Annotated in this window: 10 protein-coding genes and 1 pseudogene; 1 reads left to right on the forward strand and 10 read right to left on the reverse strand. The window is 41.1% G+C overall.

Features of this window, described 5'->3' with window-relative positions; translation table 11 throughout:
- A pseudogene (locus tag HWQ39_RS07740) lies at positions 1–225 on the forward strand (transposase); the annotation flags it as partial.
- A 374-nt stretch (positions 226–599) separates the two neighbouring features.
- Here HWQ39_RS07740 and HWQ39_RS07745 read toward each other — a convergent pair.
- From HWQ39_RS07745 to HWQ39_RS07790, 10 genes are all read right to left on the reverse strand, one after another.
- Positions 600–2,819 (reverse strand): NHLP family bacteriocin export ABC transporter peptidase/permease/ATPase subunit, encoded by a 2,220-nt coding sequence (locus HWQ39_RS07745; protein ID WP_292843231.1) that lies wholly within the window; start codon positions 2,817–2,819, stop codon positions 600–602.
- 316 nt (positions 2,820–3,135) lie between these two features.
- Positions 3,136–5,313, reverse strand: a complete 2,178-nt coding sequence (locus HWQ39_RS07750) for a ShlB/FhaC/HecB family hemolysin secretion/activation protein (RefSeq protein ID WP_292843233.1) — start codon at positions 5,311–5,313, stop codon at positions 3,136–3,138.
- Positions 5,314–5,514: 201 nt separating this feature from the next.
- Positions 5,515–6,171, reverse strand: coding sequence for a response regulator transcription factor (locus HWQ39_RS07755; protein WP_292843235.1), 657 nt, complete (start codon positions 6,169–6,171; stop codon positions 5,515–5,517).
- Positions 6,172–6,243: 72 nt separating this feature from the next.
- A complete protein-coding gene (locus HWQ39_RS07760) occupies positions 6,244–6,612 on the reverse strand; it encodes a histidine kinase dimerization/phosphoacceptor domain-containing protein (RefSeq protein ID WP_292843237.1) in 369 nt (122 codons plus the stop codon).
- A 205-nt stretch (positions 6,613–6,817) separates the two neighbouring features.
- Complete coding sequence (locus HWQ39_RS07765; protein WP_292843239.1) at positions 6,818–7,669, reverse strand: sensor histidine kinase; 852 nt, start codon at positions 7,667–7,669, stop codon at positions 6,818–6,820.
- Positions 7,670–7,833: 164 nt separating this feature from the next.
- Positions 7,834–10,518, reverse strand: a complete 2,685-nt coding sequence (locus HWQ39_RS07770; RefSeq protein WP_292843240.1) for a CHAT domain-containing protein — start codon at positions 10,516–10,518, stop codon at positions 7,834–7,836.
- Between the two features lie 466 nt (positions 10,519–10,984).
- Positions 10,985–11,251: a hypothetical protein gene (locus HWQ39_RS07775; protein WP_292843242.1), complete on the reverse strand. Its 267-nt coding sequence runs from the start codon at positions 11,249–11,251 to the stop codon at positions 10,985–10,987.
- Positions 11,252–11,610: 359 nt separating this feature from the next.
- Positions 11,611–12,231, reverse strand: a complete 621-nt coding sequence (locus HWQ39_RS07780) for a hypothetical protein (RefSeq protein WP_292843244.1) — start codon at positions 12,229–12,231, stop codon at positions 11,611–11,613.
- A gap of 502 nt (positions 12,232–12,733) precedes the next feature.
- A complete protein-coding gene (locus HWQ39_RS07785) occupies positions 12,734–17,128 on the reverse strand; it encodes a filamentous hemagglutinin N-terminal domain-containing protein (RefSeq protein ID WP_292843246.1) in 4,395 nt (1,464 codons plus the stop codon).
- Positions 17,129–17,166: 38 nt separating this feature from the next.
- Positions 17,167–22,248: a filamentous hemagglutinin N-terminal domain-containing protein gene (locus tag HWQ39_RS07790; protein ID WP_292843248.1), complete on the reverse strand. Its 5,082-nt coding sequence runs from the start codon at positions 22,246–22,248 to the stop codon at positions 17,167–17,169.
- Positions 22,249–22,550: the final 302 nt, after the last annotated feature.

Genomic DNA, 22,550 nt, shown 5'->3' on the forward strand with positions numbered 1-22,550 from the left:
GGAGAAGCCCGTGGAGAAGCCCGTGGAGAAGCCCGTGGAGAAGCCCGTGGAGAAGTCCGGGGAATTCAGACGGGTCTTGAGGTATTATTAGAGATAAAATTTGGCAATCTTGGCTTGGAATTAATGCCAATTATCTATGAAATTACAGATTTACAACGATTGAAAGTAATTCAACAAGCGATCAAAACTGTAAACTCTGTTGAGGAATTGAGACAACTTTTGTAGTGCGATTATTAAATAATTTGTAATTCGTAATGGGCTACGCCCCGCTACGCTAACATAATTCGTAATTACGTTTTGTGACGGGGATTTAGATTTAGGCGTTCAATTCATTCTGCCTGTAGAGCCAGGGGACTTAAACCCCCAAACTTAGTTAAGTGAATTTCAGCCCCGACGAATAGAATTCGCGGCTACAAAACAAGAGCTAAACTGTTAGGTATACAACTTGCACGGGCGCTCATGTTGCCCACCCCACAACCATGTTGAAAAAATATTAGTGCAAATTAAAGGCGCAACAGCTTATAGCGACCTGGGCTAAGATAATTTCCGCGTAGACGGGTTTTACCTGTGTAAATGCGGTTTTTAATTGCCCTTTTAACTTAAGTTGACTCCAATGTTCCGCCTTCGCTTTTAATTAACTCTAAATAGAAACCTTCACGAGAGCATAATTCGTCATGGGTACCGCGTTGCACGACTTTACCGCGATTCAAAACGATAATTTCATCGCAATCACGAATTGTACTCAAACGGTGTGCCACAATTAAGCAGGTACAGCCCCGCAAACGTAAATTTTGATCAATAATTTTTTCTGTCTCTGCATCCAATGCGCTTGTCGCTTCATCCATCAGCAAAATTGACGGATTATTTACTAAAGCCCGGGCAATTTCTAATCTTTGTCTTTGTCCGCCACTCAAATTTGTTGCACCTTCTAACAAGTCTGCACCATAACCACCAGGAAGCGATCGCACTATTTGATCAACGGCAGCATCGCGGCAAGCTTGTGTTAAGTTACTATCTGGGATAGTTGTATCCCAAAGCGTCAAATTATCGCGCACGCTACCAGCTATCAGCATAATCTCTTGCTCAATTGTGGCAATGGAATTTACCAACACCTGATGCGGGATTTGTTGTCTTGGTTGTCCATCAAAGTAAATTTCACCTGTCCAAGGTTCGTATAGCCCTGCTACAAGTTTGGCAACTGTAGATTTTCCGGAGCCGCTGCCGCCCACTAATGCCACTCTCTGTCCTGGTTGGAGCGAAAGACTAAAATTTTCAATTAAGGGCGGTGCAGTTCGATTGTAGCCAAAGGTGATGTTGTGTAGTTCTAGGTATCCTTGTAATTTTGGCTCACGCAGAGACGCAGAGGCGCTGAGAGAACTTTGTGAGTTATCAATTTCTGTGGGATTTTGCAATACATCATCTAATCGATTTAAGCTGCCTTCAAGTTCTTGTAAATCACCGCCTAAACTTATAAGTTGGTTCACAGGTTGCATAAACTGTTGCATCAAAGATTGAAATGCTATGAGCATCCCAATGGTCAAGGCGCCATCCATGACGCGCAAACCACCAACAGCTATCAATAGCATGGAGGTAATACCTGACAAAAACGCGGGTAATGTTCCCAATCCTTGATTCAGGCTATCCATATCTTGCCGGACATTGATTGCTTTGGCGTAATATCCTGCCCAACGGGTAAAAAAATCTGACTCTAATCCTGAAGCTTTGAGGGTTTCTATACTTTGCAATCCAGCGATCGCTATTCCACTAACTTTACCCTCTTCTTGCATCAAGCGGATATTTGTATCTACCCGCAGTCGTGCTACCCACTGCAACGCCACTAAGTTGACGATGACAAAGGCAATACCAATCAGTGTTAATACTTTATCGTATTGCAGCATTACAAGTGCGTAGAAAATTACCATCACGGCAGAAATCACCGTTGTTGCTAGTTTACCAGAGAGGAGATTGGCGAGGCGATCGTTTAGTTGAATCCGACTGCTAATTTCCCCGGCAAAACGTTGGTCATAAAAGCTAACAGGAAGATGGAGAAGATGCCAGATAAATTTGCTCGACATTCCCATTGCTAATTTAATTTTCATCCGCCGCAATAATTGTAATTGCAGACGTGTTAATAATCCGCTGACAAGTGCGGTAAATAACATGGCATATATCAACGGACGCAACCAATCTTCTCGACCTTGAATTAATATTTGATCTACAAAAATTTGAGAAAATGCTGGCATTGCTAAACCAGGAAGTACGAGAAAAAATCCGGCTAATATACAGTAAATTAGTGGATAAATACTTCCTTGTAATCGTGACCATAAGGCGACAAATAAATTTGGTTTGCGTCCTCCCTTCTGAAATTCTGGGCTGGTTTCAAATACTAAAACAACTCCAGTAAATGCTTCGCTAAATTCTTCTAGAGAAACTGCACGCCGTCCGGTTGCCGGGTCATTGAGAAAAACTTGCTTTTTCGTAAAGCCTTCAACAACTAAAAAGTGATTAAAATTCCAAAAAACAATATAAGGACATACAAGTTCTTTTAAATTTTCTAAATCGATTTTGAAACCTTTTGCTTGTAAAGCATAACTTCGCGCCGCATTTAGGATGTTTGACGCTTTACTTCCATCGCGTGAAATACCGCAAGCTTGGCGTAGTTCTGCGAGGGGAACAATGCGACCGTAGTAGCCTAAAATCATCGCCAGGGATGCTGCACCACATTCTACTGCTTCCATTTGCAGTAATGTCGGTGTGCGGCGAATAGGTTGAAGTTTCGTCGGATTTTTAAAGAGTTTTTGGCGAATTTGTTTAAACATAGGATAGGGGTGGTGATTTTGGATTTTAGATTTTAGATTTTTCGTAATGATTCAGCGCCCCAAACTCAGAAGTAATATCATAATCTAATATCATTGCTATATTTATTCCAGGACTTACGCAAAAACTGCTAAAATGCCTAATTTATCGAACCGCCTTCTCTTCGAGAGGCTGACGCCAACGCGCAGCGTCTCGTAGAGAAGACGCCAAGAGCGCCGAGAATTCTTAGAGTGTGTGTAAGTTTTATATTCATCAAGTTCTCTCCTGAATTATGGCGATTTTCCCTTCAATCCAAAATTAAAAATCTAAAATCAAAAATTAAAATGATGGATTATATCTGATTGAAAAATAAATTCCATTATCTTGTAAGGTTCGTTTTTCAGTATCAATTGAAATTAAAGGAATGCCGTAATCTATTCGCGCTGAAAAGTCTCCTTCTTGCCATAACAATCCTAGTCCTGTACCAATTAAAGTATTGGAATCAGAATTATTATTGTTGCCATTATTCCAAGCTACACCCATGTCAATAAATGGTGTCAGTTGTAGCACTCCACCAGACTGTTGAGTTTTGAGAATTGGTAAGCGCAATTCTGTGGAGAACAAGACGCCGTTATCTGTGAGCAATGCGTCTTGACGATATCCCCGGACTGTTTGTTGTCCACCAATGCCAATTTGTTCGAGAGGAAGAAGAGGCCGCTCGCTTAACTGAATATCTCCGCGCATGATTAATAATGTATCAGGAGCTAAAAGTCGCGTCCATTGTCCTTGTCCGCGCCAACTGAAAAAGTTACTATCAGGAGAACTATCATTGATGGTTGCATCTAATACACCTACTCCTAAACTAAACTGCGATCGCGCCGCTAAAACTTGTCGTTCATCACGCTCAACCCAGTCTTGAAAAAATCGGATAGCTGAAACGCGAGTTTTACCTTGATCGTCTGCTCCCGGAGAAAGGGGAAATCCACCGATATTATCAATTCCTAGTTTGGTTTGAGTTTGTTGATGTGATAGGGTGAGTCCTAAAGCAAACTCTTCTCTCGATTGTTGAAATATAGGCTGACGGTAGGTGAGTTCGTAATAACTTGAATTTGCTTGGATATCCAGTTGATCGAAGGGAGGCTCTATCACACTACTATTTGAAGTCCCATAAGCTAGGCTGAGTGTACCGTTACGAGGATTGAGAGGAATTGTATAGTTGAAATCGAACCTATTACTAGCATCGGTGTTGGTGTAACCGACTTGTAAAGCATCCCCAAAACCCAGTAAGTTGGCTTCCCTTAATTCGATTTGACGGCGGACACTACCGACGCTAGGAGAACGATTATTATCAATTAATGCGGAAACACTCAAGGTTTTGGCTTCGATTATAGTTACCTCCAACACATTTTTTCCGGGACTGGTTCCGGCTTGTAAATCAGCAGAGATGTTTTCAATTAGTGGATCGAGTTGCAGAAGTCGCAATCCTTCGAGTAAGCGATTGATATTCAAGGGAGCAGTGGTTGCAAGTCCAATGCGATCGCTAATATAGCTAGGATACAAATGCTTGATACCATTAACTTTAATATCTTCTAAGGAACCTTCAATCACCTGAATTTTGACAACCCCATTTTCGGGGTTCTGTGGCGGAATAACGGCAGCAGAACTGATGTAGCCATTTTTGATATAAAGGTTAGTAATAGCTGAACGAGCTTGGAGCAATTCTGTAAAGGTGATATTCCGTCCGGTGTAGTCTTTTAGTAAGTCGGTGAGTTCTTTGGAACTAAAAACAGTGCTACCAACAACTTCAAATCTACTGACGAAAAGATTATCAAAGGTTGTATCAGGCGATTCTGGCGATGGCTGGGGTGTCGTCGGTGTTGGTAATAAATCTTCAGGAAGTGGAACTTTTTCTGGCGTTTGCTGAGGTTTTGGTTGCGGAGGAAGCGATCGCGGTATATCTTGAGAAGGAATTGTGGGGATAATCCGCTGAGTAATTTCATAGACTGGGGATTCGGGAAGAAATTCTTTTAAGATTTGGTTAGGGTATGTCTTGGAAAATTCAGATCGGTGGAAACCGACGTTCTGACTTTCCACTGAATACACATACTCATCTTCCCAATCCCTAGTCCTTAGTTGTGGTGAGTTATTCGCAATTTGCTCAAATGAGAATGCAGATATGCTGTTATCTGCCAAAGCTATTTGAGATTGAACCTTGTATAAATGCGGGATGATTTTAGGGATTTTTCTTTGCGTCTTCTCTACGAGACGCTGCGCGTAGCTTGCTTCTCCGTAGGAGTATGCGCCTTTGCGTGAGACATTCATCCCCTGATTCAGCAACGCCTGAGATTGAACAGCGATTACTTCTGGTGAGTTATTCGTAATTTGACCAGACGGTAATGCAGATATGCTGTTATCTGCTAAAGCCAGTTGAGATTGAACAGCGATCGCGGACAAGCTCAATAATAGTAGAAATAATTGTTGAGCAATAATCGATAAAATCTTATTGAATAAATACATATTTAACATGACACTAAAAAAGGTAGATGAAAAAACGACCTACTCCCTAAGGCGAGAGGCAAGTTAATGCACCGAAAATTTAGGATGATGCTACAAGAGTAAAGCCAATATGGATAAGCTTTTACACGTTATCACCCATTGACGGAAGGTGTTTTTGGAGAATTTAACCCACCACTATAAACAGGGTAACTATTCAATGATTTAAGCAGCTGTACTACAACCGAAAACAGAATTTGCATGAATCGCTAGTTGCGATCTATTTTTGAGATTAAGGCGATTAAAAATACTGTTAATGTGAGTTTTAACTGTACTTTCCGAGATAAATAATTTCTGGGCAATTTCTTGATTTGTGGCGCCAACAGCGACTAAACGCGCTACATCCAACTCCCTTGGTGTTAATTCTGCGAGTCCGGGATGAATCGACTCGCTTAGACTTGGCTGAATTTGTTTTTGGTTAACAACCCGTTCTAAAAGACCAGGTGCAAGCTGAGAATATCCAGAATTGATGCAACAAATGGCATTAACAAGTTCTTCCGAAGGCATATCTTTGAGGAGATAACCTTTAGCTCCGGCTCGAATTGCTTCACTCACATCGCGGTCTTCATCGTAAGTGCTTAAGACCAAAACTTTGATATCGGGAAATCGTTCGCTAATGATGCGAGTGGCGGTACTACCGTTCATTACAGGCATTCGCACGTCCATTAATACAACATCTGGTTGTAATATTTCGACTTGAGCGATCGCCTCTTCTCCATTTTCCGCCATTCCCACAATCTGGAGGTCAGATTCTAAGCTCAACATTGCTTTGAGACCTTGGCGAACTAAACTTTGGTCATCTACAATTAATAGGCGAATCATAAGCAATTCCAATTTTTTTCAGTTTTTCTAATATAGGCATGTAACGTGAATTTTTGAACATTACAGCAATATTTATTGAGAATAATCTTGACCTAACATCTTAACAACTTGACGGACTTCCCGCATCAGAGTCCCACTCATTTGATAGGCTTCTGACAGTGATTGTTGGGCTTGTGTGGGGTTAATTTGCCAAAGTTTTTGGGAAACTTGTAGCTGGATATGCAAAGCAGCGATCGACTGTCCTAATGCATTATATAAATTTAGTAAATTATCATTGGTTTGTTGCATTTCGCTAAAATTATCAATCTGTAAAGCATAGGTTTGTAATTGTTTTTGAGCTAGGATCAATTGCTGATGTTTTTGTTGATTGTGATAAACCATCTTCAAAAATTGGCAAAGGAGTGTTAAAAGCAATATTGTCAAAAACAGAATAGTCGTCATATATTTTTGGTTTCCATGACAATAAATTGGCAAATAGATAATTTTTTAAATTTTCCATTCCACCTATTTTATTAATAACTCCAATTGCAGTATTTGACTAGATATGACGATGATTTTCAAACTTTAGTTGGAATGGGGTTTTGGTATTGGTAAAAAGTTCTAACCCAAACATTGCAGTTGAAAAATTGTTAATGATTGCGAAGTTTTACCATTCATTTAGATTTAGCGGCTGCCATTCACCAATTGTGATTTTCTGTTGGTTAACAGGCGAATATTCTTGATAAATAGATATTTCAGACATCTGGATTGGCATTTCCCGGAGAAAAGATTCCTGAGAAACCTTGATTTCAGATTTATCAGATATTTTAGATACGTGCATGGGAATTTTAACTGTAATACAGCAACCATATCCCGGTTGAGATGTCAACTGAAGATGACCTTGTAAAACTGCAACCCGTTCTCTCATTCCCTGTAATCCATAACCACCTGAAACATTTTCCGGGTTGAACCCACGACCGTTATCTTGAATAATGAAATACACCTCTTTGGCATTTGTGTGGATCTGAATTTGCACAGATGTTGCTTGAGCATACTTGCAGATATTGTTTAGCGCTTCTTGGATGATTCGATAAATAGGTGTGACAAGCTGTGGTGATAAAGCGATGGGTAGGCTAACCTCAACTTCCGGCAAAATTCCCGTGGTTTTCTGAAAATTATCAACTAGCAATTCGAGCAGTTTTTCTAGGGATTGGGTTTCAATTGCATCACTACGTAATGATTTTACAGATTGGCGGACTTCTTGAGTGGCGATCCCCACCAAGCGATGTGCCTCTGTGAGAAATTCCTGTGCTTGATTGGGATCAGGTTTGCAAAGTTTAATCGCAGTTTGTAATTGAAAGTTAAGTGCAGTCAGCGCATGTCCCAGAGAATCATGCAAGTCTCGCGCAATCCGATTGCGTTCTTGTGTAGCCGAAAAGTTAGCAAATTGCAGCACACATTGCCACAACTGCTGATGCATTTGATCGAGTTGTTCTGGTGTGTAAAGTTCTTCAACCACGACAGGTACTCTCTTCGTAACGTCCAGCTAATTCTTTTATATTTCTGAGAGAATAAAGCTTATGCAGGGGATTGGGGATTGGGGACTGGGGATTGGGAATATTTGAATAAGCATTTAGACTTTAACCAAACCTTGAAAGAATTTCTTCCCCAGTCCCCAGTCCCCTAAATCCAATTTCCCAGCAACACGTATGCCGCCCAATAGTACGGGGATTTATATTCTGAGTTTTGCAAAATAGAAATTTGGGCCCGTCGCAGAGCTTCAGCTTTTGAGACACCTGTTTTGCTAGCTTGGATTAATTGGTCGTAGAATTGACTGATGAGCGCTGTTGAAGCTTCATCATTGACACGCCAGAGGGTAGCGACGGTACTACGGGCACCAGAACGGACTGCAATACCTGCTAATCCCAATGCAGATTTAGCATCACCTGAGGCTGTTTCACAAGCGCTGAGAATCAGGAGTTCCAGGGAGTTATTGCGCGATAGTTCGACTGTTTTAATCAGGCTACTAAGTTGATTAACCTTGATTGTGCCATCCCAAGTGAGAATAAATGTTTCATCGGCTGTAGGGCCAAATTGCCCGTGGGTGGCTAAATGTACAATCGGGTAAGAAACCACAGAGACTCGATCTTGAAATGCGGAATTTGTAAATTTCTCGTTTAAAAGGACTTGGGTGGGAACATCAGATTCAATTTTTTGCACTTCATTTTTGACATTAGGTAATGCTGAAAACCCCGGACGAGCTTCACTAACTCCGGCTACCAAGGCTCCTAGTCGCTCTTGTCGGAGCGATCGCGGTGCTAATAATTGTAGTCCGGGTGTGAGAACAATACTATATTTCTCTACAAGAAACTTTTTTTGTTGTTCATCGTATAGTGCTGCCATTGGAATATTCCGCAGCACACCATCTAAAACAAATACTAATGTTTCAACTTTACTTGCGGCTAAGTCTGCGGCTTCTGGCGCGATGACCAAATCGTACATTTGTTGGAATAGGGGCAATACAAAGTCAGAGGCATTTGATTGGTTGAGATTGTTTCGTAATTTTAATGCTAAACGCTCGACTTCATCTTTCTTAATTGCGGTTTTGTAGTAACGAAAATCGCGGGTATCTGCTTCTTTTGGTTTATTTGCTTTGGCTTGGGGGGATTTTGGTAGACTGGCAATGATTGCTAGTTGGTCTTCTAAAATAATCGGATAAATTACTGCTGCTTTTTGATCAACTTGGTCTATAAGTTCTGGTTTAGCAGTTAGACAAGCTTCTCGAAAAAAGTTATCTAGTTCAACTAATTGCAATCCTTCAATTACATCTCGCGCTGTCTTCAGATTATCTTTTTGGCTTGATTCCACAAGCAAGCCAACGAGTTCGCGGTGAATTGGCTCAACTGCATTGCGGAAAGAGAACTGCACATCGGGACTGGCGGCTGCTAAATCTGCGCGTAACGATTTAATATTATTGATCGCTTCTTGATAAGCTGCGATCGCCGTTTCAATTTTGCCTTGTGCTTTGGTTACTCGTCCCAATTGCCACTGCCAGCGATAGGCAATATCACCAGCATTGATTTGTTGGGCTAATTGAACTGCTTGCTGAGTCAGTTTTTCTGATTCTACCCACTTTTGCGATCGCTCGTAAACGCTGCCCAGACTTCCCAAGGCATCAGCTTGGAGGCGAGGGTTTCCTAATTCTTTGGCTTGTTGAACTGCTACCGTCAGCAGTTGCGCTATGTCACCTAAAAATGTCTCATCAGCCGATTTTTCCGCCATCTGCATCATCGTATAGGCGAGATTTACCCGTGCTTCAATGGCCATTTGGCTAGGGGGTAATGCCTCAACTTGCTGCTTTAGCTGGGGTAGCAGAATTTTAGCTGCATCTTGTTGCTGGGTATCAACAAGTAAATTTAGTTGATTTAGTTGTGCTTGGATGCGGATATGATTATTTGCAGATGGTGCGGCAGCTTTTTGGTAGAAATTTAGTGCAGTTTTGGCATCGGCTTGAGCGCGGGAAACACTGCCGAGACTGAGTTGTGCCAATGCAACTATATCAGGTAATTGTAACTGATTAGCGATCGTCAAACTGCGCTCTAAAACCAACTGTGCTGGGGTAAACGTGCCGACAACCCGTAATGCATCGCCTAAATTACGCAGAGCGATCGTTGTTTCTGGGGAAGCAGAAACTCCTTCGAGAGAAGTTTTGAGTTTTTTGGCGTCAGTAATAGAATCTGCCGGCAACTTTAATGCAGATGCCAGTAGAGAAACAGATCGTCCATAAAGACCTAAATTTTGTAAAGCTTGGGCTTGATTGGTTTGGTTAGCGAGGAGGCGTAGGCTCTGATTTTGCTGAGTATAAATCACCGTAGCCCCTTCCCAAGATTTCAGCGCTGCATCTGCTTGTCCCCGTGCTAATTGTAACCCCCCTTGAATATCAAGCGCTTGTGCAAGTGCCAATAATCCCTCTAAATTTTTACTTTTGTTAGTATTTAATATTTCCAGACTATTAGTAATTACACTACTTGCCTGATTCCATTGCCCCAATTGTTGATAGCAAAGCGACAGATTGCTCAGACTCAGCCCTTGACGAATCGGATCTGAAGAGGCTTTATAAGCTTGGGCTGCTTGTTCAAAGAGCTTTGCAGCCTCAGAAAACTTACCTTCTTGATATAACCTTCGTGCTTGCTGTTCTAGCGATAACCCTGATTGGGTTTGGGCAATAGATGTAGTTTCGGGCATTTTGGAAATTTGAGCAAAGCCAGGTGATGTAATACACAACAAAGCTGTCATGCTCATTAACATGACAAACCGAAGCAAGTGCTGGTAATATTTTTGGAGACGTTTGATTTTAGTATTTCTCATTTTTTAATTGTTTTGATAGTGTTGTTGAATGAAAATATGAATAATATCAAGTCTGCATGAATTTCACCCTGTCTTTAACACCCCTTTTCTTAGTAAGCGGTTCTTCAGCTGATAGCCCCCCTCTTCTTAGTAAGCGGTTCTTCAGCTGATAGCCAACACGCAAAATCATTTGGATATTTTTCCGCCAAAATCTCCTAAAGTTGCCATATTTCACATACACTCAGTTTCATACCATAAATATCGTCATATAAAGGAAAAAGTACAAATAAAATAACTTACCCCCAATAACGCTTGAATAACTAAGTAAAAGCGATGCATTCTGCAAAACACAAAGCACAATTTTGCAGCTGCGATCGCTTTTAAATAGATAAGAAACAATCGTTAAGTATCAGACACTCTATGTAATTAACTGCCTAATAGCAGAGAAAAAATAGACGAATGCTGAAAAGCTCTAAAAAGCAGGTGATTAATAATCTGACTGACCACCCATAAACGCTGAGAGAAAAGATGCAGCCACAGCTAGTATGCCTAGAGAACGTGTGGTTCCCATCGTCGTGTCAGTGACGATATTTCCCTCTGTATCTACTACCATATGTTGCTGACCATTTGCACCTTGATAGTAGACTATGAACCCATTTTCACCCTCTGCATAACCTTGATACTCTGCAAAGGGATGGTACTCTGCAACAATTTTGTTAAATATATTGTGCATTACATATTCAGAAGCAGACATCTCAAAACTCCTTTCCTTGTTTTTTGTTGAACATATTTTCATCTAGGGCAAAATATAGCGATTCCGATCTGGTGAGGTAAGTTATCAAAGCTACTAAGCTTAGTCAATTGCTTAGGAAACGCTATATATGGTTATGTAGGGAGTAAAGCGATCGCAGAAAATTTGTTTACAATTACAGTGCGATTGCTTTTTCGCTCTAAAAGTATATATTTCTGGTGGTTAATAACTCATGCATTTTTGTTGGATGAGTTATATCATAATTAAGTAAAAGCGATGCATTCTGCAAAACACGAAGCGCAATTTTGTAGGTGCGATTGCCTAGCGTCGGCTTTTGCATCACTCTTTCTTGAAACTATGAGTTAGTTATCAATCACTTCGACATCAGAACAATTCTCTGCATCATCGCAAGTTCTTAAAAAATAGGAACCATCAACGTTAATTCTGAGTACAAAATTGTCGGCAGAATAATCAGGATATGGTGTCTTAGTACCGGGATATACAGGGTAATAACCCCATAAAACTAAACCTTTAGCAGTATTCTCTATCTCGATTGTTTGTTCGACAGTAGCAGTTTTGTTCCTCTTAATATCAAAGAATCTGGTGAATAATTTACCTGAATCTCCATTGATAATTAGCCTACCTTCGTGTACAACTCCACCAGAACTGTAACGTAGTTTTATAGTTCCATCTGGTATATTAGTTGGTTGTGGTGTTGATGGCCGATTAGCTTGTATAGTAGGTTGTCCCTTAGTATTTCCAGAGACCACTGATGTTGGCGTTATAGGTGTCGGTGTAGTACGAGCAGTTGCAGTGTTATTAGTGTATCCTGACAATATCAAGACACATCCCGTTGTTAAAGCCGAAAGAGCTAATTTTGATATTGCATGAGTAGTTAATTGCATATCTGAATCCTCCTTATTTACTTCATTAGGTAGTAGTAACTGTTTATCTGAGCGTTGCTGAACCCAAATAGGAATCATGCGATTCTTTTCTTCTCTGTCAGATATCTGAATCCGAAACTTGTTTATATGTATTGAGTTTGAATTCATCGCTCTGAAAGTATATATTTCTGGTAGTTAATAACTCATGCATTTAAGCTCAAATACTTTCGATAAAAAAAGAGTATGAAGAGATCGGGTCGATATAAGTAGTAGTGCAAAATTAAATATACATTGTCATTGCGAGTGGAGTAAGCGATGACAATGTATAATAAGGCGTTGCTGAATTTGAATATGAAATTCAAAAATCAACTCTTCTTAACTCTTACTCTGTAGCGACTCTGCGCGTCTGCGTGAACTAAATTCATATTTGGAATCAGCAACAATAAGGATTGAATTATACTTTTTCAAGGCGATCGCCTTTTTATTTCTTTCCCAATTGCTCCACAAACTCCCCATGCTCGGGTGAACTTAATCCCAACTGCAACACTTCCAACACCCGCACCATCTGATTGTTTAACAGTGCCTCCACCGCTAACCACTTCTAGTTAGACGTAGGACACGCAGCAGCCGTTGGGCGAGATGATGGCGTAGCTTGTGGTGCATAAGCAACAATGATAATTTTGCCTTCTGGAGTTCTGGCAAAACCTTGGGCTTCAATAATTGCAGAACTCCCATTGTTACTTACTAGAGTTATCTGTGCATCTCTTTGCGTCCCCGCGTCAGAGCGTCCCCCTGTCCCTGCATCCCCCTCCAAAGTCGCTAGGGGAATTAAGTTTGGTGTACCCGTAATTGATTGCAGAGGGCTAGGTGGTAAACTACCGCGTCCGCTAACGATAAATTCGCCCAAAGGTTTCTTTGCATAACTCCCTTTAGGGCAGATTTGGCCAATTTGATTACTTGCATCGATTCTTTCATCTGGTAGTTGAATTAGTCCTTGCGTCGGTTGGACTTCTGGTTGGGTAATGGCGATTTGTCCCTGTACCCCTAATTCGGAACTGGCAGTAATATCATTTGTTGTATCTGATGGTTTTTGACGTGCTTCGATGCCGAAAATACTTTGAGTGCGAATGTTGATATTGCCCCCCGCTCCTGTGAAGGCGTTGCCTGTAATATCGCTGTTTTCGTTGGGTACGGCGACGATGAAGGGTGTATTAATGTTGATGTTACCCCCATCGCCACCTGATTTGACTAACCCCGCAGTTGTGCTGATATTGCTGTTACGTCGCAATAGTAATAAATCTGTAGCAGTTAAGCTAATATTTCCACCATTACCAGAGTTTGTTTGAGCAGCAATAATTCCTTCATTATCTAAACTGACAGTACCAGTATTAATATTAATATTTCCAGCATTTCCCTGCCCCGTGCTACTGGAAGTTAATACTCCATGATTGGTAATCAATAAAGTCGGAGCATTTATATTAATATCACCACCCTCGCCTTTGCCAGTAAAACCTCCTTCTGTTGTTACTTGAGTTGCAATTCCACTTCTACTACCATCAGAACCCATGCCATCAAACAATACCGTACCCCCAGCATTTAATGTCACATTACCTGCATTTCCTTGTCCCAAAGTATCAGCCCTAACTTGAGAACCATTTGTGAAAGAAATATCATTATTGATATTAATTAGCACATTACCAGCATCGCCTTTACCAATAGTCGCGGACGCTAAAGCAGCGCCATCAGATAAATAAAAATTACGCCCCTGAATTTCAATATCTCCACCTTTACCTACTGCATTTGGGGAAAGAATGGAGAACAAAACGCTTTTTTCTGAAATCAAGACATCGCCACCTGCTCGAATTGTAATTTTACCAGCATTTCCGTCCGTGGCAAATGTTGCTATAGCACTATCTTTGATTGTTGTCGTACCTAATGTGGTTATCAAGACGCTACCCGCATTGCCTTTACCATTAGAAAATGTAAACAATTTAGCGCCATTAGATAGCTCTAAATTACGGGCTACAATCTCAATATCACCACTGTTACCTATGCCAGTTTCCAACACTCCGCTAGCTATTCCACTACCAAGTGTTTCACTGCCTCCAGAAATTGTCACAGCACCACCAGCTTGAATTTTGATATTCCCGGCATCACCTACACCCAATGTACCATTACTTAGCGAAGAACCACCTGTGAAGGAAACATTATCTTGTGTATTTATGGAAATATTACCAGCATTACCTTTACCGCCAAGATTGCTGTTAAAAATTAAGGATTCTCCGCTTACAGAAAAAGACTTGGCAAAGATATCAATATTTCCGGCATTACCTACACCTGTTTCTGAGATGCTACTATTTATACTGCTGCCATTGGCAAGAGAAACTTTGTCTGTAGCTAGGATTGAGATATTACCAGCGTTTCCTTTGCCACTTGTACCGCTAGACAGTCTTCCACCTTTAGTGACTGCAAGTGACCCAGTTGTGATTTGAATGTTTCCACCCTTGCCAACTACGCCAGTACTAACAGAACTCCCAGCAAAAGCATCTGTGTCAAAGCTGATGGTGCCGCTGGCATCAATTATGATATTTCCTGCATCACCATTTCCCAGAGTGCTACTGCTAATAAAAGCGCCATTTGTAGCTGAAAAATTACCAGTTGTTAGCTGGATATCTCCGGCATTACCTACACCTGAAGGATTAACAGCACTAATTATGCGGCTAAATATATTGCTATTGTTACCGAACCCGTCTAGAGAAATCGTATCGCGGGCGTTGATAGCGATTTTACCTCCGTTACCTTGTCCGAGGTTTCTGGTGTTGATTTCTGAACCCTCGGTTAAAGAAACAGAACCAGTTTGAATTTTGATGCTACCGCCGTTACCTACTGCATCTTTTTCCACATAACTGAAAATCTTAGCACCCCCTGTAAGTGAAATAGTATCCTTAGCTTGAATCAAAATACTGCCAGCATTACCTTGTCCAAAAGTGCTAGCATTGAGTTCGCCGTTATTGAGATACAGTGACCCAACATTAATATTGATATTGCCTGCATTTCCTTTCCCAAAGGTGCTACTAATCAAAGCGCCATTAGTAACAGAAAGATTACTGGTTGTTAGCTGAATATCTCCCCCATTACCTACACCTGAATATCCGACAGAACCGTAAATATTAGCATCGCCTGTAAGTGAAATAGTATCCTTTGCTTGGATCAAAATACTACCAGCATTTCCTTTCCCTAAGGTGCTGCTACTAATCAAAGCACCACTAGTAACAGAAAGATTACTGGTTGTTAGCTGAATATCTCCTGCATTACCTACACCTGAAGGGTTGACAGAACCAATTATGCGGCTAAATATATTACTATCTTTACCAAACCCATCTAGAGAAATCGTATCGCGGGCGTTGATAGCGATTTTACCTCCGTTACCTTGTCCCAAAATTTTGGTATTGACTTCCGAACCCTCGATTAGCGACAGTGAACCAGCTTGAATTTCGATGATACCACCGTTACCCACTGCATCTTTTTCCACAGAACTGTAAATACCAGAACCACCTGTAAGTGAAACAGCATCCTTTGCTTGAATCAAAACATTACCAGCATTACCTTGTCCAGAAGTGCTAGCACTGAATTCACTGTTATTGAGGGAAAGTGACCCAACCTTAATATTGATATTGCCTCCATTTCCACGCCCAACAGAAAATGCTTCAAAAACTCCGACTAAATCCGTTGCTAATGCAGCATCATCACTGAGAGTCAGTGAGCTAGCATTAATATTAATGCTACCAGCATTACCTACGGCTCCACTTCCCACGCTGCTGTAAATGCCTGTATTGCTATCTAGAGAGACAGTATCAGATGCTTGTATGAATATATTGCCTGCATCACCCTCTCCAAGAGTGCTGAGGTTAATTAATGCATCTTTGTTTAAGTTTAAAGAACCTGTGGTGATATTAACGTCACCAGATTTGCCAAATGCTCGTTCGCGTACTGAGTTGCTGATAATGCTTTTATCAGTTAGAGTCGTTGTCCCTGTGGCATTAATTACAATATCTCCGCTTTTACTATTCGGTGTTCCTAAACCTGTTTCTATCCCTGTTCGCAGTTTGCTTTCCCCTGTTAAGTTTACATTTCGCGCATTAATCTTGATATTACCGCCATTTGCACCCCGAACATTGACTTCTGCACCATTGCTCAATGAGATATCTGCACGTTCTACACCATCGGGTATGGCTAAACTAGGCAAATTATTATTTTCAATATTCAGTTCGACTGTTCCTGGTGCAGCTAAAGCTGCTAATTCAATATTGCCACCGTAAGCCCGGAGTCCTCCGCCATTGATGTTGATATTTCCACCGACAAGCAATAAGTTCTGACCATCTGCTACTCTTAAACCTGTAACATTTTCACCAATAGAATTAATACCTGCTGGTGCTTGAGACTGATTAGTGATTCCCCCCTGATTTAGTTGGTTAAATAGCAACCCTGAAGGATTGATGGTTAACAAGGGCGGTGCTTGGGGATTTGTCGCACTAAAAACCCCCTGATTCCCAATCTGTATGCCGTTTGCAGTTGTACCTACAAATGAACCGCGCACATCTAAACTTGCATTTTGTCCAAATACAATCCCATTGGGATTTATTAAAAACAAATTAGCCGCACCATTAACTCCCAACGTACCAAAAATATTTGACGCATTCCCACCCGTTACCCGCGTTAATATATTTTCTATGCCTGATGGATTGCCAAAATACACTCTTTGACCATTATCAATATTAAACTCAGTGAAACTATGAAAAAGATTACTACCCCGCGTAGCACCACCATCAATTCTGTCTGAAGAAGCGCCGTTAATTAAGACATTGGGAGTGAGTCTGGAAGCTTCTATACCAAGGGTATTATCTGGAGTGATTTGTGCCTGTAGGGGAGTACTGGCAAGTATTAAAAGGGTTGGTATTAAAAGATTTGGCAGGAAATTTTTGATTTGAGGCATCATTGATTACCTTAAGTGATGGTAGATACATTGGATATTGATTATCTATTTGCAGGACATGCAGCAGCCGTTGGGCGAGATGATGGCGTAGCTTTTGGTGCATAGGCAACAATGATAATTTTGCCCTCTGGAGTTCTAGCAAAACCTTGGGCTTCAATAATTGTAGAACTCCCATTATTAATCACCGGAGTTATCTGTGCATCTCTTTGCGTTTTTGCATCCCCACGTACTGGCGTCGCTGTCTCCCCTGCCAAAGTCGCTAGGGGAATTAAGTTTGGTGTACCCGTAATTGATTGCAGAGGATTAGGTGGTAAACTACCGCGTCCGCTAACGATAAATTCGCCCAAGGGTTTCTTTGCATAACTCCCTTTAGGGCAGATTTGGCCAATTTGATTACTTGCATCGATTCTTTCATCTGGTAGTTGAATTAGTCCTTGCGTCGGTTGGACTTCTGGTTGGGTAATGGCGATTTGTCCCTGTACCCCTAATTCGGAACTGGCAGTAATATCATTTGTTTGGTCTGATAATTTGGGACGGGGTTCGATGCCGAAAAGACTCTGAGTGCTGATGTTGATATTGCCACCTTTACCAGAGAAAGCATTAGCTGTGATGTCGCTGTTTTCGTTGGGGACGGCGACGATGAAGGGTGTATTAATTGTGATGTTACCACCATCGCCTCCCGCTTGGGCTGTACCTGCGGTGGTGGAAATTTGGCTACCATTGCGTAAGAGTAAGTATTGGGAAAGATTGAAATCTATATTGCCACCATCAGTAGAGGCTGTTTGAGCAGTGATTTGACCGTTGTTGAGACGGGCAACATCAGCAGTAATATTAATATCACCTGCTGTACCTTTTCCCTGACTGCTACTGCTAATAATTCCACCATCTGCGACGTTCAACAGTGGCGTTTCAATTGTTAAACTTCCACCATTACCTGTACTTCTTTGAGATGCACCAGCAGTGATTTCGCTGGTTCTTTGTCTTTCCAGGGAGCCTTTAGATACACCTGTAACATTTACAGATTCGCTAGCACGGATGGAGATTTTTCCTGCATCACCCTCTCCTGTTGTTTGAACAAAAACTTCAGCACCATCTCTTACACTTAATTTTCTAGTTTCAATTGTCAAATTTCCACCTTGTCCTTTAGGTGGTCTGCCGTTTCGAGGGTCTATAATACCTGCATCGACTCTTCCATCTGTTTGAACACCTGCAAAAATACCTGCATTGTAAAAGTTAGGTTTCTCTGTTTCAAATAAATCAATTTCATCGGCACGAATAAAAACATTACCAGCGTCACCATCACCAAATGTAGCAGCTTGGATTTTGCTCCCATCACTTACACTTAAGCGCCTAGTTTCGATAGTTAAGTTACCTGCTCGGCCTTTACCAAGTGCATCTACTTGAGCGAAGAGACCACCTGGAAAACCAACTGAACCTTCTTGACTCGTATCACCTTCACGTCTATTAATTTGCCCACTCAATTCCACAGAGTCGGAAGCAAGAATTGTAAAATTCCCTGCATTTCCTTCACCAAAGACACTAGGGCCGATTTGTGAATTTCTAACGATTAACCTTCCTGTTTTAATTGTTATATCTCCAGCATTACCTCTAGCACCTTGTTGAACATCAGAATCTAAATTACTATCATTCAATATTTCTACTAAATCTTTAGCCTCAACTGTAATATTTCCTGCGTTTCCTTTGCCATAAGTGCTGGAATTGATTGCACCACCATCTTTAATAAATAAGTTTCCAGCTTGAATATTGACATCTCCACTTTTTCCTACTGCACCAGCACCTAAAAATGCATCAATACCACTATCTGTGCCAGAAATTGTGAATGCATCACGCACGTTTATATTTATATTACCGCCAATACCTTGCCCACCTGGAAGTGCTTCAGAAGCTCTATCAACACTAACTCCTAATATTCCACTATTAATTAAAGACAATGAGCCAGATGTAATATTTATACTTCCACCATTCCCAATAGCACCAGTTTCTACACTACTAAACGAACCCGTGTATTCATCACTATCTAACCCATCAAAAGTGACTGCATCTCTTGCTTGAATCGTTATATTTCCTGCATTACCTCGTCCGCGAGTAAAAGAATTAATTTGAGCGCCATTAGTTGCAGTAAGTGAGCCAGTTGTAATGTCGATTTTTCCAGCGTTACCTAAAGCATCACGAGTCCCAACATTGTTGTAAATATATGATGCAGAATCTATAAAAATTGCGTCACGGGCTGTAATCGAAATATTACCTGCATTACCTCTGCCATAAATACTAGAATTAATTTCACTATCATCTTTAATAAACAAGTTTCCAGCTTGAATATTGATATCACCACCGCGTCCTTCAGCGCCCAAAGCTAAAAAGGAACTGATTTCTCCAGTATCTTGAATAAAAAGATTTCCAGCTTCGATATTGACATCACCACCACGCCCTACAACACCAGACCCTATACTTGCGAATATACCACTGCCTTTTCCTGAAATTGTAAATGCATCACGCACGTTGATATTTGCTGTACCACCAAAACTTTTTTTACCTTGAAGCTCATCTGATGTATTGCTAACGTAAGTTCCTAATGTTCCGCCATTATTTAAGAATAAAGAGCCAGTTGTGATATTAATAGTTCCTCCATTACCAATTGCATCAGCACCAACAACACTAAATAAACCACTTCTATTACCGTTATTATCTTTCCCATCAAAAGTGACTGCATCCCTAGCTTGAATCGTGATATTTCCTGCGTTTCCTCGTCCACGAGTCAAGGAATTAATTTGAGCGCCATTTGTTACGGAAAGTGAGCCAGTTGTGATGTCGATTTTTCCAGCATCACCTTCAGCACGGCTCTCAACATTGTTGTAAATATATGATGCAGTATCTAGAGAAATTGCATCACTGGCTGTGATAAAAATATTACCTGAATCACCTTTACCAGAAGTGCTAGAACCTATTTCTCCACCATTTTGGAGGCTTAAATTTCTGGTTTCAATTCTCAAATCTCCACCGTTCCCTTGAGGTAACTTGACTGTGCGAGGATCAAATTGAACACCAGCAAAAATACCTGTGGAATAGAAGTTTGGTTTTTCAGTCTCAAAAACATCTATATCATCAGCACGGATAAATAAATTACCTGCATCGCCTTGACCAAAAGTTGCAGCTTGTACCTTACTACCATCACTTACGCTTAAGCGTTTAGTTTCAATATAAAGATTGCCTCCTTTTCCTTTACCAGTTACATCTAATTGGGCAAGTATGCCTCCAGGAAATCCATTTTCATTACCAGGGATTTCTCCACTTAATTCTACAGAATCGGAAGCAATAATTTTAACATTACCTGCATTGCCCTCATCATGTACAACAGAGCCTAATTGGGAATCTCTGACAATTAGATTTCTGGTATTAATGGTTATATCTCCTGTGTCTCCTTTGCCGTAGGTTTCCGAAGTTATAGTCCCACTATTTTCGACAGTAATCTCTCCAGCTTTAATAGTGATATCTCCACCACGACCTACAGCACCAGCACCGAGGTTAGCAAATATGCCGCTATTTGTTCCAGATATTGTGAACGTATCGCGCACATTAATATCTACTGTGCCACCAATACCTTCACCAGCAGCAATGGTATCAGAAGCTCCGCGCACACTAACATCTAATTGTCCATTGTTAGTCAAGAATAATGAACCAGCAGTGATCTTAATCTTTCCACTATTACCAACTCCACCAGCTAGTACACTACTAAATGAACCACTGGAAAATCCATCGCTATCGACCTTATCAAAAGTAACTGCAGCTCTGGCTTGAATCGTGATATTTCCTGCATTGCCTCGTCCACGAGTAAAGGAATTAATTTGAGCGCCATTAGTTAAGGAAAGCGAACCAGTATTAATGTCGATATTTTCAGCATTACCTACACCTCCAGATTCCACAGTATTGAAGATGTCACCACCCACAAGGGAAACAGCATCTTTTGCACGCACTGTCACATTCCCCGCGTTCCCTTTTCCAAAAGTTGAGGCAGAAATTTGAGTACCATCGCCTAATGACAATGAGCCAGAATCGATAAAAATGTTACCGCCATTGCCTTTTGAATCTCCACGCACAAGATTGCTAATCCTACTCCCGGAGCCAGCAACTTTGATTTCCCCCGTAGCATTGAAGGTAATATCCCCAGCAACAGTTTCAGGAGTTCCTAGACCTTGCCCAATACCAGCAGAAAGCTCACTTCCTTGCAATATCTCTAAATTCCGGGCATTGATTGCAATATCTCCTCCACCAGCAGCTTCTACATACACACGCGCTTGATTGGTCAGTGATACATCTGCACGAGTCACGTTCTCAGGAAATCCCAACTTCAAATTATCTCCATCAAAAAGAAGGTTTACATTTCCAGATTCCGTTAATCCTCCTAACTCAACTCTCCCACCGTAAGCATTTAATTCCCCGCCATTCATGCTGACATTACCGCCAACAAGCAACAAACTTTTACCATCGGGAACACGCAAACCAAATACATTAAAGCCAGCTGGGTCTAATATACCTGTAGGTTCAACGGAATTATTTTGAATCGCTGCATTTTGATTAATCACATTAAACAACAACGCCGAAGGCTGAATCGTCAACAATGGCGGCGCTTGTGGATTTGTCGCACTGAAATTTCCCTGATTTCCAAACTGCACGCCGTTCGCAGTTGTCCCCACAAAGGAACCACGCACATCTAACCGCGCATTCTGTCCAAATAAAATCCCATTGGGATTAATCAAAAACAAATTCGCCGCGCCATTAACTCCCAATGTCCCTAAAATATTCGACCTATTTACACCTGTAACCCGTGTCAATATATTTTCTATGCCTGATGGATTGCCAAAATACACTCTTTGCCCATCACCGATATTAAACTCAGTAAAACTATGAAAAAGATTGCTACCCCGAATTGCACCACCATTAATTAAATCTGAAGAAGCACCATTAATTAGAACGTTTGGTGTGATATTAGAACGTTCTGCGCCAAGGGTGTTATCAGGAGTAATTTGTGCCTGGGCTGGTATGCTGCCAAGTATAAAAAGGGTGAATATAAAAAACTTGGGAAATAAATTTTGTTGAGGCATCATTAATTTCCTTGAAAGATGGTAGATACGCAAGTTTTACGTTGTGATACTAATCGAATGATTACCCCCCTTATAAAGGGGGAAACAAGAAAATCCGATTCCCTCCCCTTTATAAGGCTACGGTGTACACACAAGTCCAAGTAAACTCGCCGAATCAACAAATGCGTAGGCGTAGCCAACCGTAGGCATCGCCGTGATTGTAACAATTTAGCTTTGTCACGCCAAGGTAACGCACCGCAAATCTTTGGTGGAGAAGTTTTTCGGACTTGTGTGTACACCGTTACCTTTATAAGGGGAGGGTTAGG

The sequence above is a fragment of the Nostoc sp. NMS8 genome, from assembly GCF_017115045.1.
Lineage (GTDB): Bacteria > Cyanobacteriota > Cyanobacteriia > Cyanobacteriales > Nostocaceae > Nostoc.

Excerpts from the sequence above, each read along its gene's own strand:
- HWQ39_RS07760 (WP_292843237.1), bottom strand. The coding sequence starts at position 6,612 with ATGACGACTATTCTGTTTTTGACAATATTGCTTTTAACACTCCTTTGC.
- HWQ39_RS07785 (WP_292843246.1), bottom strand. The coding sequence starts at position 17,128 with ATGATGCCTCAAATCAAAAATTTCCTGCCAAATCTTTTAATACCAACC.
- HWQ39_RS07750 (WP_292843233.1), bottom strand. The coding sequence starts at position 5,313 with ATGTATTTATTCAATAAGATTTTATCGATTATTGCTCAACAATTATTT.
- HWQ39_RS07770 (WP_292843240.1), bottom strand. The coding sequence starts at position 10,518 with ATGAGAAATACTAAAATCAAACGTCTCCAAAAATATTACCAGCACTTG.
- HWQ39_RS07745 (WP_292843231.1), bottom strand. The coding sequence starts at position 2,819 with ATGTTTAAACAAATTCGCCAAAAACTCTTTAAAAATCCGACGAAACTT.
- HWQ39_RS07780 (WP_292843244.1), bottom strand. The coding sequence starts at position 12,231 with ATGATTCCTATTTGGGTTCAGCAACGCTCAGATAAACAGTTACTACTA.
- HWQ39_RS07755 (WP_292843235.1), bottom strand. The coding sequence starts at position 6,171 with ATGATTCGCCTATTAATTGTAGATGACCAAAGTTTAGTTCGCCAAGGT.
- HWQ39_RS07790 (WP_292843248.1), bottom strand. The coding sequence starts at position 22,248 with ATGATGCCTCAACAAAATTTATTTCCCAAGTTTTTTATATTCACCCTT.
- HWQ39_RS07775 (WP_292843242.1), bottom strand. The coding sequence starts at position 11,251 with ATGTCTGCTTCTGAATATGTAATGCACAATATATTTAACAAAATTGTT.